Source organism: Streptomyces sp. NPDC001507, from assembly GCF_042894765.1.
In the GTDB taxonomy this organism is placed as follows: Bacteria; Actinomycetota; Actinomycetes; order Streptomycetales; family Streptomycetaceae; genus Streptomyces.
The window spans coordinates 17,873-34,416 of record NZ_JBIAVV010000009.1; the positions used below are offsets into that span (position 1 = coordinate 17,873).

Annotated in this window: 14 protein-coding genes; 7 read left to right on the forward strand and 7 right to left on the reverse strand. The window is 70.6% G+C overall.

Annotated features, from left to right (window positions below; genetic code table 11):
- Positions 1-433 precede the first annotated feature (433 nt).
- From ACFY0K_RS27520 to hemB, 3 genes are all read left to right on the forward strand, one after another.
- On the forward strand, positions 434-1,447 hold the full coding sequence (locus ACFY0K_RS27520; RefSeq protein WP_390642096.1) for a helix-turn-helix domain-containing protein: 1,014 nt from the start codon (positions 434-436) through the stop codon (positions 1,445-1,447).
- 86 nt (positions 1,448-1,533) lie between these two features.
- The gene (locus ACFY0K_RS27525) at positions 1,534-2,418 is read left to right on the forward strand and encodes a DNA-processing protein DprA (RefSeq protein ID WP_390642097.1); all 885 of its coding nucleotides are present in this window, start codon (positions 1,534-1,536) and stop codon (positions 2,416-2,418) included.
- Between the two features lie 130 nt (positions 2,419-2,548).
- On the forward strand, positions 2,549-3,541 hold the full coding sequence (gene hemB / locus ACFY0K_RS27530) for a porphobilinogen synthase (RefSeq protein ID WP_093499926.1): 993 nt from the start codon (positions 2,549-2,551) through the stop codon (positions 3,539-3,541).
- On the opposite strand, the gene ACFY0K_RS27535 is transcribed toward hemB, so the two are convergent.
- The gene (locus tag ACFY0K_RS27535) at positions 3,505-3,744 is read right to left on the reverse strand and encodes a hypothetical protein (RefSeq protein WP_390642098.1); all 240 of its coding nucleotides are present in this window, start codon (positions 3,742-3,744) and stop codon (positions 3,505-3,507) included. The two genes, hemB and ACFY0K_RS27535, sit on opposite strands and share 37 nt — an antisense overlap.
- A 288-nt stretch (positions 3,745-4,032) precedes the next feature.
- Between ACFY0K_RS27535 and ACFY0K_RS27540 the strand changes: the two genes are divergently transcribed.
- The gene (locus tag ACFY0K_RS27540) at positions 4,033-5,226 is read left to right on the forward strand and encodes a PLP-dependent aminotransferase family protein (RefSeq protein ID WP_390642099.1); all 1,194 of its coding nucleotides are present in this window, start codon (positions 4,033-4,035) and stop codon (positions 5,224-5,226) included.
- Positions 5,227-5,239: 13 nt separating this feature from the next.
- On the opposite strand, the gene ACFY0K_RS27545 is transcribed toward ACFY0K_RS27540, so the two are convergent.
- Together ACFY0K_RS27545 and argS are read right to left on the reverse strand one after the other, a co-directional pair.
- Positions 5,240-6,013, reverse strand: a complete 774-nt coding sequence (locus ACFY0K_RS27545) for a DUF4253 domain-containing protein (protein WP_390642100.1) — start codon at positions 6,011-6,013, stop codon at positions 5,240-5,242.
- Between the two features lie 49 nt (positions 6,014-6,062).
- Positions 6,063-7,820 carry an arginine--tRNA ligase gene (argS, locus tag ACFY0K_RS27550; protein WP_390642101.1) on the reverse strand — a complete coding sequence of 586 codons (1,758 nt, stop codon included), beginning with the start codon at positions 7,818-7,820 and terminating at the stop codon, positions 6,063-6,065.
- A gap of 268 nt (positions 7,821-8,088) precedes the next feature.
- Between argS and lysS the strand changes: the two genes are divergently transcribed.
- Positions 8,089-9,831 (forward strand): lysine--tRNA ligase, encoded by a 1,743-nt coding sequence (gene lysS, locus ACFY0K_RS27555; RefSeq protein ID WP_390642402.1) that lies wholly within the window; start codon positions 8,089-8,091, stop codon positions 9,829-9,831.
- An 80-nt stretch (positions 9,832-9,911) separates the two neighbouring features.
- Here lysS and ACFY0K_RS27560 read toward each other — a convergent pair whose 3' ends face one another.
- From ACFY0K_RS27560 to ACFY0K_RS27570, 3 genes are all read right to left on the reverse strand, one after another.
- Positions 9,912-11,252: a DUF2637 domain-containing protein gene (locus tag ACFY0K_RS27560; RefSeq protein WP_390642102.1), complete on the reverse strand. Its 1,341-nt coding sequence runs from the start codon at positions 11,250-11,252 to the stop codon at positions 9,912-9,914.
- A gap of 99 nt (positions 11,253-11,351) precedes the next feature.
- Positions 11,352-12,266: a DUF3558 domain-containing protein gene (locus tag ACFY0K_RS27565; protein ID WP_390642103.1), complete on the reverse strand. Its 915-nt coding sequence runs from the start codon at positions 12,264-12,266 to the stop codon at positions 11,352-11,354.
- Positions 12,267-12,383: 117 nt separating this feature from the next.
- Positions 12,384-13,280, reverse strand: a complete 897-nt coding sequence (locus ACFY0K_RS27570; protein WP_390642104.1) for a DUF3558 domain-containing protein — start codon at positions 13,278-13,280, stop codon at positions 12,384-12,386.
- A 228-nt stretch (positions 13,281-13,508) separates the two neighbouring features.
- On the opposite strand from ACFY0K_RS27570, the gene ACFY0K_RS27575 reads away from it, so the two are divergent.
- Positions 13,509-14,702: an RtcB family protein gene (locus tag ACFY0K_RS27575; protein ID WP_390642105.1), complete on the forward strand. Its 1,194-nt coding sequence runs from the start codon at positions 13,509-13,511 to the stop codon at positions 14,700-14,702.
- A gap of 180 nt (positions 14,703-14,882) precedes the next feature.
- Here ACFY0K_RS27575 and ACFY0K_RS27580 read toward each other — a convergent pair whose 3' ends face one another.
- The gene (locus ACFY0K_RS27580) at positions 14,883-15,359 is read right to left on the reverse strand and encodes a MarR family winged helix-turn-helix transcriptional regulator (RefSeq protein WP_390642106.1); all 477 of its coding nucleotides are present in this window, start codon (positions 15,357-15,359) and stop codon (positions 14,883-14,885) included.
- Positions 15,360-15,432: 73 nt separating this feature from the next.
- Here ACFY0K_RS27580 and ACFY0K_RS27585 point away from each other — a divergent pair, with 73 nt between their 5' ends.
- The gene (locus tag ACFY0K_RS27585; protein WP_390642107.1) at positions 15,433-16,356 is read left to right on the forward strand and encodes an alpha/beta hydrolase; all 924 of its coding nucleotides are present in this window, start codon (positions 15,433-15,435) and stop codon (positions 16,354-16,356) included.
- The last annotated feature ends 188 nt before the right edge of the window (positions 16,357-16,544 follow it).

The window sequence follows — 16,544 nt, forward strand, 5'->3', positions numbered from 1 at the left end:
GTGTCGTCGGTCGGCTGCGGGTGGGCGGGGGCTGGCCGCGCAGTTCCCCGCGCCCCTTCGGGGGCGCTGTCGTCCGCGGGTGGGTGGGGCTGGGCGTGCGGTTTCCCGTGGCTCTTCGGGGGCGCTGTCGTCCGCGGGTGGGTGGGCTCGGCGTGCGGCCCCGGCAGCCGGAAGGGCGGGACGCGGTGCGGCGCGGGCCGGGGCTGCGGGCGGTAAAAGACCAAAGAACCCGGGGAAATAACCCACCAACCGACCAAACCTCGCCTTCGTCACACGGGCGGGTGAATCCGGCCGGTGTGGCTGGCGCGGCGGTGGCTCGGGCGGGCAGTCTCGCCGCAGGCAACATCCACAACCCCATACGTGCTTCGGCCCCCGCCGGGACTGGCATCCCAGTGCGAGGGCCTGACCAACGAGGAAGACAGGACCCTTCCCCATGGCTGAGAAGAAGCTTATCCCCGCGCCGCGCTCGAATCAGGACGTTCGACCGACGACCACCCACTCCGGTGTCACCCACGTACGCACGTACCAGTCGGGCCACTACACCGTCGTAGGCAATCACCTCGCCCAGCATCGCGAGCTGTCGCTGACCGCGATCGGACTGGGCACCCACATCCTGTCGCTGCCGGAGGGCGCCCCGGTCGACATCCGCGGTCTCGCCGACCGCTTCCCCGAGGGGCGGGACCGGATCGCCTTCGCCCTGCGGGAGTTGGAGGCGCACGGCTACCTGGAGCGGGTCCGGGAGCGTACCGAGGCGGGGCGGTTGTTCACCCGGACATATGCGCACCACACCCCCGGCGGGGCAGGCACGGCGCGAGGCCGGACGCGAGGCGTTGCGGCGGCCCGCCCCTCGGCGGACGACCGGCAGGCACCTCAGGAGGACGACCGAGACGGCGCCGGGCCGGCGGCCCACGACGCACCGGCCGTCTCCGTCCCTGCCGAGGCCGAGCCGGTGCTACCCGCAGGGCCCGAGGGAGGTCACGAGGCGGCCGACGACCAGTCCGTCGCGTGCGTTCCGTCCGCTGTGCAGACACATCCCGACGCACGTCACGAGAAGGCTGCTGCCCTCCTCGCAGCTCTGCGCCGCTCCGACGACCGCCTCACGCTCTCCCCACGGGACGTGCACCGGCTCGCCCCCGCTGTCACCGCCTGGTTCGACCGTGGTGTCCCGGCAGCCGTCGTGCACCGCGCCCTGACCGCCGATCTCCCCGTGGACATGCGACGCCCGGCCGGTGTGCTCGACTACCGCCTCCGTGAACTGCTGCCCGCGCCCCTGCCGGCGATTCCCGCACCATCCTCCGTACCGGCGGATGTCCGGGGCGGCCGACGCCGCACGCACCCCTTCCAGACCTGCGACGGCTGTGAACGTGCCTTCCGCGCACCGGCGCCCGGCCGTTGCCGTGACTGCAGGCATCGGCAGGCAACGCCCGCCGATGCCTGCGCGGCCTGAGCGGAGCCCGGCAGATGACCGCGACAGCTTCCGTTCGTTCGTTCTCGGCCACTCCTCGCGCCCGAGGGCGTTCCTATACTTGCGCCATGGATCAGGAGCTGGAGCGGGCAGCCGTCGTAGCACTGCTGCGGCGCGGTGATCGCTCCTGGTCCGAGCTGACCGACCAGATCGAGATGGTCGGCAGCGCCCGGGACGTCCTGAACGACGCGCTCGACGCGTCCGGACAGGCCGCGCTCTTCGATCCCGGCCCCGCCGTGGACCTGGACGGCATCGCCGACGAGGTCGCCGCCTGGGAACGGGAGGGGATGCGGTTGGTGACTATCCTCGACCAGGACTACCCGCTCTATCTGCGGCTGGTCCACCAACGACCTCCGTTCCTGTTCCTGCGGGGCACGCCCGTCGAGAACGATCTGCGCGTCGCCGTCGTGGGTACCCGCACGCCCACCCCCGACGGGATCGCTCACGCCCGCGCCATCGCGGGGGGCCTCGCCGAGCGGGGTGTCACCGTCGTCAGCGGTCTGGCCGCCGGGATCGACACCGCCGCGCACGGTGCCGCCCTCGCCGTGGGTGGACGTACCGTCGGTGTCATCGGCACGGGGCTGCGCCGGGTCTACCCCGCGCAGAACGCGCGGCTTCAGGAGGAGATCGCCGAGCGAGGATTGCTGATCTCGCAGTTCTGGCCCGACGCGCCGCCGTCGAAGGCGTCCTTCCCCATGCGCAACGCCGTGATGAGCGGGTACAGCCTCGCCACCGTCGTCGTGGAGGCCGCCTACCGAAGCGGCGCACGTGTGCAGGCACGACTCGCGCTGGAACACGGGCGCCGGGTCTTCCTGATGCGCTCCCTCCTGACCCACGAGTGGGCCAGGGAGTACGCGGGCAGACCCAACACCACCGTCATCGACGGGCCCGAGGACGTCTTCAGCCGGCTGGAGTCCCTCGTCCCCACCACGGGCGAGTTGACCTGGAAGTAGGCGGGGCACCCTATGGCCACTGTCGTAGAGCTGTCCGCCCGCTACGCGAACTTCCTCGTCCACCCGCCCTTCGGGGGCGCCGACGTCGAGTCGGTAAGGGGGCTGCTGTGGCGGGCGTAGCGTAGGGGGCATGACGAAGTACGGCTCCTTCCCCGGCACGCGGCCGCGGCGGCTGCGGACCACCCCCGTCATGCGGCGCATGGTCGCCGAGACCCGGCTGCACCCCGCGGACTTCATCCTCCCGGCGTTCGTCAGGGAGGGGGTGAGCGAGCCGGTGCCGATCGCCGCCATGCCCGGCGTCGTGCAGCACACCAGGGACAGCCTGAAGAAGGCGGCCGCGGAGGCGGTCGAGGCGGGCATCTCCGGGATCATGCTGTTCGGGGTGCCGGAGGAGGGGAAGAAGGACGCCCTCGGGACCCCCGGTACCGACCCGGACGGGATTCTGCAGGTCGCGCTGCGGGACGTGCGCGCCGAGGTCGGCGACGACCTGCTCGTGATGTCCGATCTCTGTCTCGACGAGACGACCGACCACGGGCACTGCGGGGTCCTCGACGCCGAGGGCCGCGTCGACAACGACGCCACGCTGGAGCGGTACGCCGAGATGGCCCAGGTGCAGGCCGACGCGGGCGCCCACGTCGTCGGGCCCAGCGGGATGATGGACGGCCAGATCGGCGTCGTCCGCGACGCGCTCGACCAGATCGGCCGCGAGGACGTCGCGATCCTCGCCTACACCGCGAAGTACGCCTCCGCCTTCTACGGCCCCTTCCGGGAGGCCGTCGGGTCCTCGCTGAAGGGCGACCGCAAGACCTACCAGCAGGACCCCGCCAACGTGCGGGAGTCGCTGCGGGAACTCGCCCTCGACCTGGAGGAGGGGGCCGACATGGTGATGGTCAAGCCGGCCGGGCCCTACCTCGACATCCTCGCGCGGGTCGCCGACTCGGTGGACGTGCCGGTCGCCGCGTACCAGATCTCCGGCGAGTACTCGATGATCGAGGCCGCCGCCGAGAAGGGCTGGATCGACCGCGACCGCGCGATCCTGGAGACCCTGACCGGCATCAGGCGGGCCGGCGCGCAGAACATCCTCACCTACTGGGCGGTGGAGGCCGCCCGGATGCTGGGCTGACCGGGGACGCCGGACCCGGGTGCCGGTCCCCGGGTGGGATCGGCGCCGGGCCGGACGCGGGCCGCGGAGGAGGACGGGCCCTCGTCGCGTACGCCCTGTCCGTCGCGGCAGCCGGTGAGGGCGGTCGCGGCGGCCAGCGCCAGGGCGGCCGCCGCGAGCAGGCGGCGGCGGCCGGCGGCCGGGGTGCGGTGCGTGGCGGACATACGAGGGCTCCCTTGACGATCTCGGCGCGGTCGGCGGTCCCGAAGCATCCTCAGCCTGTGGTGCGGCCCGGCCGAACCGCCAGACTTCACGGGCGATTCGGGACGCCTGAGCCCGGTCCACCCCGCTGAACTGCGCGGATCACGCCGCGTGGGACGGCGACACGGGACGACCAAGCACCCCGGAACACGGATCCGGCGCCGCTCGTCCGCATCGCGGAATCACCGGTGTAGACGGCACGTACCTCTCTACGCTCCCGCCAAGACGAGGATCAGCCCAAGGAGCCGTCCGTGACCCTCACCCCTGCCCCCGCCCCGCTTCCCCCGCTCGCCGCTCGGTCCCGGACCGTCGGCGGGTCGCCCGTGCGGGAGATCCTCGCGGTCACCGCCCGGCCCGAGGTGATCAACTTCGCGGGCGGGCTCCCGGCCCCCGAACTCTTCGACCGGGAGGGCATAGCCGCCGCCTTCCGCGCGGTCCTCGAGGAGGCGCCGGAGCGGGCCCTGCAGTACTCGACGACCGAGGGCGAACCGGCGCTGCGGCAGCGGCTCGCGGCACGCGTCTCCGCGCGGGGCCTGCCCACCGAGGCCGACGACCTCCTCGTCACCACCGGATCCCAGCAGGCCCTCTCCCTCCTCGCGAGCGCCCTGATCGACCCAGGCGACACGGTCCTCGTCGAAAGTCCCTGCTACCTCGCGGCACTTCAGGTGTTCGGGCTGGCCGGCGCACGCGTGCTGCCGGTGCCCGGGGACGCGGACGGCGTCGACCCGGCCGCCCTGGAGGAGCTCATCCGCGCCGAACGGCCCAAACTCCTCTACCTCGTCCCGACCTTCCAGAACCCCACCGGCCGCACCGTGCCCGCAGCCCGCCGCGCCGCCCTGGCCACGACCGCCGCCCGGCACGGCCTGTGGATCATAGAGGACGACCCCTACGGCGAACTGCGCTACGACGGCGACCACGTCCCCTGGATCGCGTCCTTCCCCGGCGCCGAGGACCGGACGGTCCTGCTCGGCTCCTTCTCCAAGGTCATGGCCCCCGGCCTCCGGCTCGGCTGGCTCCGCGCCCCCGGCGCCCTGCGCCGTGCCTGCGCGGTGGCCAAACAGGCGGCCGACCTGCACACCCCGACCCTCAACCAACTCGCCGCCGCCCGCTACCTGGACGTGCTCGACGCCCATGTCGCCAAGGTGCGCGCGGTGTACGGCGAACGCCGGGACGCCATGCTCGCCGGCGTGGCCGACGCCCTCCCGGCCGGGTCCACCTGGAACCGGCCCGAGGGCGGCATGTTCCTCTGGGCCAGGCTCCCGTCGTCGTACGACACCACCGCGCTGCTCCGCCGGGTGGTGGAGCAGAACGTGGCCTACGTCCCCGGCGAACCCTTCTACGCCGCCGACCCCGACCGCTCGACGCTGCGGCTGTGCTTCGTGACGCAGACGCCGGAGCAGATCGGGGAAGGGTTGCGGAGGCTGGCCAAGGGCCTGGGCAGCTAGCCGAGGCCGGGACTCAGTCCCACCAGAAGTGCCACAGCCGCTCCCCGACCAGCTGCTCGGCGTACGACGAGAGGGTGTCCTCGGTGTCCGGCAGCACGGCGTACGGGCAGAAGGCGAAGTGCTCGGCGGCGACCGCCTCCGCCTCGTCGAGGTCGGCGGGCGGGGCGGCGACGGACAGCGCGAGGTGGTCGAAGCCGAGCGCCACCAGCCGGACGCCGAACCGGTCCTCCCAGGAGCGCAGCACCGCGGACAGCCGGGCCACGTCCTCCTCGTAGTTCACCGGGCCGCTCCAGCCGATGGCCGCCGGTATGTCCGCGCTGCGCCGGGCGGACACCAGCGCCAGATGCGGCTCCTTCAGCCAGGGCCGCCCCTGGCTCAGTGCGTCGGCGACGTCCGCGGCACGCGAGTCCGGGTCGGCGACCAGCGCCGTGGAGGGAGCGAGTCCCGGCCACTCCTCGCCCTCCGGCGGGTCCTCCTCCCAGTAGTCCTCCAGCACCTCGTCGGCGTCGTGGTCCCCCGGGTACGACGTCTCCCCGGGGGCGAAGTCCCAGTCGTCGAGCTCGGACACGTCGATGAGCACCGGCAGCAGCCCCGCACGGGCGGCCGGCGCACCCAGCGCGGTCCAGGTCCCGGGCCCGGCGGGCTGCCCGGCGTACCACAGCAACGGCTGGTGCCAGGGGCCGTCGAGCGTGTCGTCGAGCAGTGTCCCGGGCGGGAGTTGGAGCCCGAGCGACCGACCACTCGGGTCGGTCGCCAGCTTGGGCAGCGGGTTGGGAAGAGTCGCCATGGCGATGACTGTAAGGGGCGTCACTGACAACGCCGTCGGCGACCGGGTGTCAGAGCCGCTCGGGCGTCCTGATGCCCAGCAGTGCCATGCCCCGGTGCAGGGTGCGGGCCGTGATGTCGCACAGGAGGAGGCGGTTCTCCACCTGCTGCGGGGTGTCGGCCTTGAGGACCGGGCACTTGTCGTAGAACGACGTGTAGAGGGACGCCAGCTGGTACAGGTACGCGGCCAGCTTGTGCGGGGCGTACTCCGCCGCCGCCTCGAAGACCGTGTCGCCGAACGCGTCCAGGTGCAGGCCCAACGCCCGCTCCGCCGCGTGCAGTTCCAGCTCCGGGTGGGCGGCAGGCCGGACCTCGCCCGCCTTGCGGAGGATCGACCGGATCCGGGCGTACGCGTACTGGAGGTACACGGACGTGTCGCCGTTCAGCGAGACCATCTGGTCCAGGTCGAACTTGTAGTCCCGGTTCGGCGACGTCGACAGGTCCGCGTACTTCACGGCCCCGATGCCGACCTGCTGGGCCCGCTCCTGGATCTCTTCCTCGGTCAGGTCCTGCGCCTTCTCCCGGACCACCTCGGCGGCCCGCTGCACGGCCTCGTCCAGCAGGTCCTCCAGCCGGACGGTCTCACCTTCACGCGTCTTGAACGGCTTGCCGTCCGCGCCCAGCACCGTGCCGTAGCCCATGTTGTGCGCGGTGACCTCGTCGGTGAGCCAGCCCGCCCGCCGGGCCGCCTCGAAGACCATCTTGAAGTGCAGGGACTGGCGGACGTCCACGACGTAGAGCAGCGAGGTGGCGTGCAGGTCCTGGACCCGGTTGCGGATCGCGGTCAGGTCGGAGGCCGCGTAGCCGAAGCCGCCGTCCGCCTTCTGCACGATCAGCGGGACGGGCTGGTCGTCCTTGCCCCGGATGTCGTCGAAGAAGACGACCAGGGCGCCCTCGGAACGGACCGCGACGCCCATCTCCTCCAGCAGCCGGGCGGTCTCGGGCATGCCGTCGTTGTACGCCGACTCGCCCACGATCTCGTCGTCCCGGATCTCCATGTCCAGCTTCTCGAAGACCGAGTAGAAGTAGACCTTCGACTCGTCCACGAACCGCTGCCACAGGTCGAGGGTCTCCTTGTCGCCGGACTGCAGGGCGACCACCCGCTTCCGCGCCCGCTCCTTGAACGCCTCGTCCGCGTCGAAGACCGCCCGGGACGCCTTGTAGACCCGGTTCAGGTTCGACATGGCCTGCTCGCCGTCCGTGTCGGTCTCCGCGGACAGCTCGTCCGGGTTCTCGATCAGGTGCTGGATGAGCATGCCGAACTGGGTGCCCCAGTCGCCGATGTGGTGCCGGCCGATCGTCCGCTCGCCGGTGAAGTCGAGCATGCCGCGCAGGGCGTCACCGATCACCGCGGAGCGCAGGTGGCCGACGTGCATCTCCTTGGCCACGTTCGGCTGGGCGTAGTCGATGACCGTGATGCCCGGGTCCGCCTTCGCCGCCACGCCGAGCCGGTCGCCGTCCGCGTACCGCGCGGCCAGGTTCTCGGTGATCGCCTTGTCGGAGAGGGTGATGTTGAGGAAGCCGGGGCCGGAGACCTCGACGTCCTGGATCAGGTCCGCGCCGGTGGTGATGTGGGAGACGACCTGCGTCGCCAGCTCCCGGGGGTTGGCCTTGGCCTTCTTGGCGGCGGCGAGGATGCCGTTCGCCTGGTAGTCGGCCCGGTCGCTGCGTCGCAGCAGCGGGTCGACGGTGGCCTCCGGCAGGGCGGCGGACAGGGCGTCGGTGAGCTGCTGGTTGACGGAGGCGCTGAGGGGCGTGACCGGGGCCATGGAGTGGGAGCCGTTTCTCCTCGTGGGGTTTGGTAGACGGGTCCAGTATTTCACGCGGGGTAAAGGGGTTTTCTCGGCTACGAGCTCGCGGGGGACCGGTGCGTGGCCGGGTGCGGGTGCGTCGTGGCTGGTCGCGCAGTTCCCCGCGCCCCTGACAGTGCGGCTGCGCCGCCTGCCATAACCCGTTTTCGTGGATTCGGTCTCGGCTGGGACAATGGAGCGGTCAGCCGTGCGACCGTACCGGCTGTCCCACGCCAGAAAGAAGGACGTGCCGATCGTGGCTCAGAGCACCGAGACCACCGACTGGGTCTCCCGTTTCGCGGATGAGGTCATCGAGGAGTCGGAGCGTCGGGCCCCGGGCAAACCGGTCGTCGTCGCGTCCGGTCTCTCCCCGTCCGGGCCGATCCACCTCGGCAACCTCCGCGAGGTCATGACCCCGCACCTGGTCGCGGACGAGGTCCGGCGGCGCGGGTACCAGGTCCGGCACCTGATCTCCTGGGACGACTACGACCGCTACCGCAAGGTCCCGAACGGGATCGCCGGCGTCGACGAGTCCTGGGCCGAGCACATCGGCAAGCCGCTCACCTCGGTGCCCGCCCCGCAGGGCTCCGCGTACCCGAACTGGGCCGAGCACTTCAAGGCCGCGATGATCGAGTCGCTGGCCGAGCTGGGCGTGGAGTTCGACGGGATCAGCCAGACCGCGCAGTACACCTCCGGCGTGTACCGCGAGCAGGTCCTGCACGCCATGAAGCACCGCGGGGACATCGACGCCATCCTCGCCCAGTACCGGACCAAGCCGAAGACCGGCAAGAAGCCCCAGCAGAAGGCGGTCGACGAGGCCGAGCTGGAGGCCGAGGAGGGCTCGGGCGCGGCGAGCGAGGACGACGGCTCGTCCGGCTCCGCCGGGTACTTCCCGTACAAGCCGTACTGCGGCGGCTGCGGCAAGGACCTCACCACCGTCACGGCGTACGACGACGGCACCACCGAGCTGACCTACACCTGCAACGAGTGCGGGTTCTCCGAGACCGTGCGGCTCAGCGAGTTCAACCGCGGCAAGCTGGTCTGGAAGGTCGACTGGCCCATGCGGTGGGCCTACGAGGGCGTGATCTTCGAGCCGAGCGGGGTGGACCATTCGTCGCCGGGGTCGTCATTCCAGGTCGGCGGGCAGATCGTCGGGATCTTCGGGGGCAAGCAGCCCATCGGGCCCATGTACGCCTTCGTGGGCATCAGCGGCATGGCGAAGATGTCGTCCTCGCGGGGCGGGGTGCCCACCCCGGCCGACGCGCTGAAGATCATGGAGCCGCAGATCCTGCGCTGGCTCTACGCCCGGCGCAGGCCCAACCAGTCCTTCAAGATCGCCTTCGACCAGGAGATCCAGCGGCTCTACGACGAGTGGGACAAGCTCGACGGGAAGGTCGCGGACGGGTCCGCGCTGCCCGGTGACATCGCCGCGCACTCGCGCGCCGTCCGTACGGCCGCCGGCGAGCTGCCCCGGACGCCGCGCCCTCTGCCGTACCGGACCCTCGCCTCCGTCGCCGACATCACCGCCGGGCACGAGGACCAGGCGCTGCGCATCCTCAGCGAACTGGACCCGGCCAACCCGCTGGGCTCGCTGGACGAGGCCCGGCCGCGGTACGACAAGGCCGAGGCCTGGATCAACACCCAGGTGCCGGCCGACCAGCGGACCATCGTGCGCGACGAGCCCGACGCCGAACTGCTGAAGTCCCTCGACGAGGCGTCCCAGCAGTCCGTACGGCTCCTCCTCGACGGCCTCGCCGAGCACTGGTCGCTGGACGGGCTCACCCACCTCGTCTACGGCGTGCCCAAGGTCCAGGCCGGGTTCTCCGCCGACGCCACCCCGAAGGAACTGCCGCCCGAGATCAAGACGGCCCAGCGGACGTTCTTCGCCCTGCTCTACCACCTGCTGGTCGGGCGGGACACCGGCCCCCGGCTGCCCACGCTGCTGCTCGCGGTCGGGCAGGAGCGGGTACGGGCGCTGCTCGGGGCGTGACGCCGGCATGAAGAAGGGGCCCTCCGCCGAGGAGGGCCCCTTCTTCACGCCGTACGCCGTGCGCGGCTCGCCTACGCGGCCTACGCGATGTGGTCGTCCTGCAGCTCCGCCGTGTGGCGGTTCGTGAAGCGGTTGACCATGCGGTCGGCCTCGCGCTGCGGGAGCGTGGTGCCGAAGGTCGCCTCCACGTCACCCCTGAACTGGCTGGAGCTGGGGTAGCCGCCGTCTATCGACTTCTTGAAGACCAGGTAGAAGTCCTCCTCGGTCGGCTCCGGCGGGCCGCCGCCCTCGCCGAGCTCACGGGTACGGCCCGGACCGGAGGGGATGGGGAAGCTGCCCGTCGTCTCCGACGGGGACTCCTCGGGCAGCGGCTGCTGCTCCTGGGGGAGCTGGTCCGGCGGGAACTGCTGCTGGAGCTGCGCCTGCTCGTACTCCTGCAGCTGGCGCTGGTACTGCTCCTGCTCCTGCTGGTACTGCCAGGCCGCGTACTGCTCCTCGGAGTACTGGGGCTCGTACGTCGGGTCGTAGTCGCCGTGGTACTCGATCTGCTGCGGGTTCCTGGCGTGCAGCCAGGGGTTGACCTCCGGGTCGGGCTGCGACGGCTCCGGCGCGGAGGCGTACACAGGCTGCTCCGGGCGGGGGCCGGGGACCAGCTCCGGGCGCTGCCCGCCGGAAGGCGCCGCCTGCTGGGGGGCGGGCGCCGCCCCGGCGGCACGAACGCCCGCAGCCGACTCGGCAGCGGGCAGCAGCGCCGGCAGGTCGATGCCCGCCGCCGCCAGGCCGTCCGGGGCCGTGTCCGCCAGCGGGACGCCGTACTTGGCCAGCCGCAGGGGCATCAGGGACTCCACGGGAGCCTTCCTGCGCCAGGCGCGGCCGAACCGGGAGCGGAGCCGCGCCTGATAGACGAGACGTTCCTGCTCCAGCTTGATGACCTGGTCGTAGGAGCGCAGCTCCCAGAGCTTCATCCGGCGCCACAGGAGGAAGGTCGGCACCGGGGAGAGCAGCCAGCGGGTGAGCCGCACCCCCTCCATGTGCTTGTCCGCCGTGATGTCCGCGATCCGGCCGATCGCGTGCCGGGCCGCCTCGACCGCCACCACGAACAGCACCGGGATCACCGCGTGCATGCCCACGCCCAGCGGGTCCGGCCAGGCCGCCGCGCCGTTGAAGGCGATCGTCGCGACGGTCAGCAGCCAGGCCGTCTGCCGCAGCAGCGGGAAGGGAATGCGGATCCAGGTCAGCAGCAGGTCAAGGGCGAGCAGGACGCAGATGCCCGCGTCGATGCCGATCGGGAACACATAGGCGAAGTTCCCGAAACCCTTCTTGATGGCCAGCTCACGGACGGCCGCGTACGAGCCGGCGAAGCCGATCCCGGCGATGATCATCGCGCCGGTCACGACCACACCGATGAGAACGCGGTGCATCCGAGTCAGCTGTATGGGCGCGGCCACCGGTACTCCCCTCCCCTTGCCAGTTGTTGCGCGCAACAGGGTGGCACATCAGTGCGGCGTACGTGTGGCCGGTCAGCTCTTCTTGGCTGACGACTTGGAAGGCGAGGGGGACGGCGAGGCCGACTTGGAGACCGACTTCGAAGGCGTCGCCGCAGGTGAACTCGGTGCGGGAGCCGCGCCGTTGGCCGTCGCCACCGACCCCACCGCCTCCGTGGCCGCCTTCTCCGCCGCCTTCGTCAGAGCGTCCGCGTCTGGCGCCTTCCCGCCCGCCAGACCCGCACCGTTGTAGTCGAGGGTGACGACGACGTTCGCGACCCGGGCCACGACCGTCTGCTGCTTGAAGGCGCCCTCCTTCTTCTTCAGGTCGTAGCGCACCGCCGTCGCCTGGTCCCCGGCCCCGGACACCGGCACCGACTTGGTGTTCTTGGCACCCGCCACCGACTGGGCACCCTGCACCTGGCTCGTGTAGTACGCCTCCGCCTGCTTCTCACCCGAACCCCGGCCTGCGTCCGAGTCGAAGCGCAGGAAGGAGATGTTGAGCCAGCGGAACTGCGAGCCCTTCACGCCGTTGCTGTCCAGGCTGCTCCACGAGCAGCTGCCCCGCGTGGCCACGTCGTCCGACGTGCCCTCCTTGCCCGACTTCGCGCCCTTCGGCACCAGCGAGGTGAGCGTCTTCTGCGACAGCACCGCACACGGCTTCGGCAGCTTCGCGTACTTCGCCGCCTGAACCTCCGGCGAAGCCGCCGAGGAACCGCCGGTGTCGGTCGACCCGGCGGCGGAGGAGGAGTCCGAACCTCCGCCCGTCCCCTGCGCGGCGGCGTCCGAGCCCGAGGAGCAGGCCGTCGCGAACAGCGCCACGGCGGGGACGGCGGCCGCGCAGACGAGACCGCGGCGCAGGCGCCCTGCCCGCCGCTGTGCCTTCCGCCCGTTCCGGGCACGCTGGTCGTCTGACTGGACTGCTACTCGCTGCATGGTTCCTTCACTCATACGTTCGGGGTTCCTGCGGTCGGATCGGGTCCGAGGGGCCACGGTACGCGGTGAGGAAGCTGTGCGGTTCCGGTTCAGGTCCTTTGCGGGCGGGGTGCGGAGGGCGTGCGGGAACCCTCAGCCGTTGAGGGCCTCGGCCAGCTGCCCGGCCAGATTCTGCGCCCTGTCCTGCATTTCCTTGCTGTCCGGCACGGTCCCGGTGGCCATCGGCTGCTCCTCGTACACGATGGTCACGACGACGTTCGACGTGCGGAACACCACAGTCACCGTCCGCTGTTCGGCCGTCGAACCCGAGCCGCTGAGCTGGTCGTCGAGATACGCCTCGTCGCCGAGATCGGAGAGGGCGCGCGGCTGGAGACCGGCCGGGGTGGCGGAGGCCGAGGAGGACGGATCGACGGATCCGCCGGGGGACCCGGACGGCGACCCGGAGGACGACGCGGACGACGACGAGGATGACGACGAGGATGACGATGAGGTCGCGGACGGGGAGTCCGACGCGGACGACGAAGCCGACGACGACGGCGTCGGCGACGGTGATTCCGTCTCGGCCGGGCTCGGGGGCGCGGACTCGGGGATGTCCGCCGCCGACTCCAGCTGCGTGTAGATCGTCTGCGCCTCGTTGTCGTCGCTGACCGCGTTGTCGTACGACACCACACGCTCGAAATCGACGGACAGCCGGTCCGTGGCGTCGGTGGACTCGACCTTCCAGCGGCAGCCGACCTTGCGGTCGGTGTCGTAGGTGAGCGCCGCGTCGCCCGCGTACGCCTTTTCGCGCTGCTGCTCGTCGGTGATCTGGGCGATGCCCGGCAGGAGCGAGTCGAGGGTGTCGTGGCTGACCGCGCCGCAGGCCTCCGGGAGGGTGCGGTACTTGCCGGGCTGGGCGGCGACGGTGGAGGTGCTGGTGTCCGCGTTCTTGCCGCTGGTGTCGTCGCCACCGCTGGAACCGCTCGTGCAGCCGGCCAGCAGGGCCGCGAGAAGGGCGGCGATGCCGGTTACGTACGCCTTCCGCTGCACGGTCAGGCTCCTTCCGTTCACTGGTCCGCTCGGTCCTGCTCCAGTGTCCCCGCTGGTTAATCGCTTGCCGCAGCGGGGCGCCCCCTGGAGACAATGTCTATCGCACGCACTGCTGTGAACGCCGGTCCCTTGTCTGGTTTCCGGACCTATGGCGCCGCATTTGCGTTTTGTTGGAATTAAAGCTTTTTGTCCTTTTTGTTGTGCTGTCCGCGGGGGAATGAGGAAGACATGTCGTACGTGGAGATGCCGGGCGCGAAGGTGCCGATCCGGATGTGGACCGACCCGGCGACCGTCGAGGACGTGGCGCTGCAGCAGCTGCGCAACGTCGCGACCCTGCCGTGGATCAAGGGCCTCGCGGTGATGCCGGACGTCCACTACGGGAAGGGTGCGACGGTCGGGTCCGTCATCGCGATGCAGGGTGCGGTGTGCCCGGCAGCGGTCGGCGTGGACATCGGCTGCGGCATGTCCGCGGTGAAGACGTCCCTCACGGCGAACGACCTGCCGGGCGACCTGTCCCGGCTCCGCTCGAAGATCGAGCAGGCGATTCCGGTGGGGCGCGGGATGCACGCGGACCCGGTGGAGCCGGGCGACTTCCACGGGCTGCCCGCGACGGGGTGGGGGGAGTTCTGGGGGCGGTTCGAGGGGGTTGCGGAAGCGGTGAAGTTCCGGGAGGAGCGGGCCGTCAAGCAGATGGGGACGCTCGGCGCCGGCAACCACTTTGTCGAGGTGTGCGTCGACACATCCGATTCGGTGTGGCTCATGCTGCACTCCGGATCCCGGAACATCGGCAAGGAACTCGCCGAGCACCACATCGGCGTGGCCCAGAAGCTTTCGCACAACCAGGGGCTGGTCGACCGGGACCTCGCCGTCTTCGTGGCGGACACCCCGCAGATGGCTGCGTACGAGCACGATCTCTACTGGGCTCAGGAGTACGCGAAGTACAACCGGTCGCTCATGATGGCCCTCCTCAAGGACGTGGTCCGCAAGGAGTTCAAGAAGGCCAGGGTCACTTTCGAACCCGAAGTGAGCTGTCATCACAACTACGTGAGCCGCGAGCGTTACGAAGGCGTGGACCTGCTGGTGACCCGCAAGGGTGCGATCAGTGCCCGAACCGGGGAATACGGCATCATCCCCGGCTCCATGGGCACCGGCTCGTACATCGTGAAGGGTCTCGGTAACGAGATGTCCTTCAATTCCGCTTCGCACGGTGCGGGCCGACGCATGAGCCGCAATGCGGCCAAGCGCCGTTTCTCGACGAAGGACCTGGAAGACCAGACTCGGGGCGTGGAGTGCCGCAAGGACTCCGGTGTCGTGGACGAGATCCCCGGCGCCTACAAGTCGATCGACCAGGTCATCGACCAGCAGCGGGACTTGGTGGAGGTCGTCGCGAAGCTGAAGCAGGTCGTCTGCGTGAAGGGCTGACATCTCGGAACCCTGAGGTGTCTCCCTGCTGGTGACGAGTTGGCAGCCGTTGCTGTGCAGGGCGGGCCGGGAGGCGAGGTGCCTCCCGCCGCCCTGTCGGCGACGGGTGGAAACGGTTCGGAATGCCGGGCATGACGATTTGAAGAGCACCGGCCGAGCGGCACTGGATGCACATGCCGGTCAGCCTGTGGGCAGGCCGATCTGATGGCGTTCGAGCACGGAGCGGAGCTCCGAAAGGACCTGTACGGCGGCCAGTCCTGAGGGGCCACCGAGGGCGCCTGCGGTCAGCTCGGCCAGCGTTTCGGTGAAGGTCGCCTCCGCCGCCTCGACGAGTTGCAGGCCGTCATCGGTCAGGTCCAGCAGTGACGAGCGACGGTCCGATGGATTGGTTCGCCGTACGACCCATGCCTGCTTCTCCAGACGGTCGATGCCCTTGCTGGTCGCACCGATCCCGATGGCGAACTCGGCGGCAACGTCCGCCACCCGGGACCCAGGGTGGTCGCGCAGGAAGCGCAGGGATTCGAACTGCGAGGTGACGATCCCGTGCCGCTCGCGAAGACGGTCGTTCAGCGCGTTGTAGAGGCGTGTCTCGCAGCGAACGAGGTCGGAGAAGAAGCCCGGGAGGTCGACCCGGCCACCGCTTGACTTAGATGCCATGGCATATATCTTAACACCCATACAGATGCCTTGGCATATAGTTCCTTGGCATGCACTGGCGGTGGAGGCGACAATGAGCAGGCAACAGCGCGCGAAGATCGACGCGATGGTCCGGCAGCCCCGGCCCGAGGGCCCTCGGTCGGTGGAGGAGCTCCGCGCCGGGTTCAGGGCGATGATGGCCGAAATGATCGTCCCGGCCGGGATCCGCACCCGGACTGCGACGCTCGGCGACCGGCCCGCGCTGCTCGTCGAGCCGGCCGGCACTCCGACGGCCGGGACGATCCTCTACTTCCACGGCGGCTCCTACGTGGTCGGTTCACCGGAGACGGCGATGTCGCTGACGGGGAACCTGGTGACCAGAACAGGATTCAGGGCGTTCTCGTTGGATTACCGGCTTGCCCCTGAGCACCCGTTCCCGGCCGCGATCGAGGACGCGCTGAGCGCCTACCGCGCCCTTCTCGACAGCGGCGAAGACCCTTCGGCGATCGCGTTCGCCGGGGACTCCGCCGGTGGCGGCCTCACCGCCGCCACCTGCCTCGCCGCTCGCGGCGCGGGCCTGCCCATGCCCGCCGCGATCGTGGCGTTCTCCCCTGGACTCGACATGACCCGGACAGGCGGGAGCATGGACGGCAAGGCGGGCATCGATCCGTTCTTCACGCGTGAGGGCCTGGAACGCACCGGAGCCATGTACCTTGCGGGACAGGACCCGCACCAGCCCATGCTCAGCCCCGCCATCCGCGCCGACCTGACCGGTTTCCCCCCGATGCTTCTGCAGGCGGGCACCAACGAAATACTCCTGGACGACTCCACACGCATGGCCGCCCGCGCCAGGGAAGCCGGAGTGGACGTCATCCTGGACGTCACCGCGGACGTTCCGCATGTCTTCCAGGCGTTTGCCGGCGTCCTGGACGAAGCCGACGAGGCACTGGAGCGCGCCGCTCTCTTTCTCCGTCAGCGCATCCGCAGCAAGGGCACGGCACACACGCCGGCAAGCTGAAGGCGGCATACGCCCTCACAGGCACGACGGCCCGCACCCCGGGCCAGTCCGCGTTCCAGCCGAATGGCCGACGGGATGAGACCGGCTCGCCTCGCTCGGAGAGAGCCGGCGCCCCAGGGACGGCTCCACTTCCGTGCTGGTCAGGCCCCCGGCGGGGCTGCATCCCTGCCGAGGGCCGTCGAGTTGAC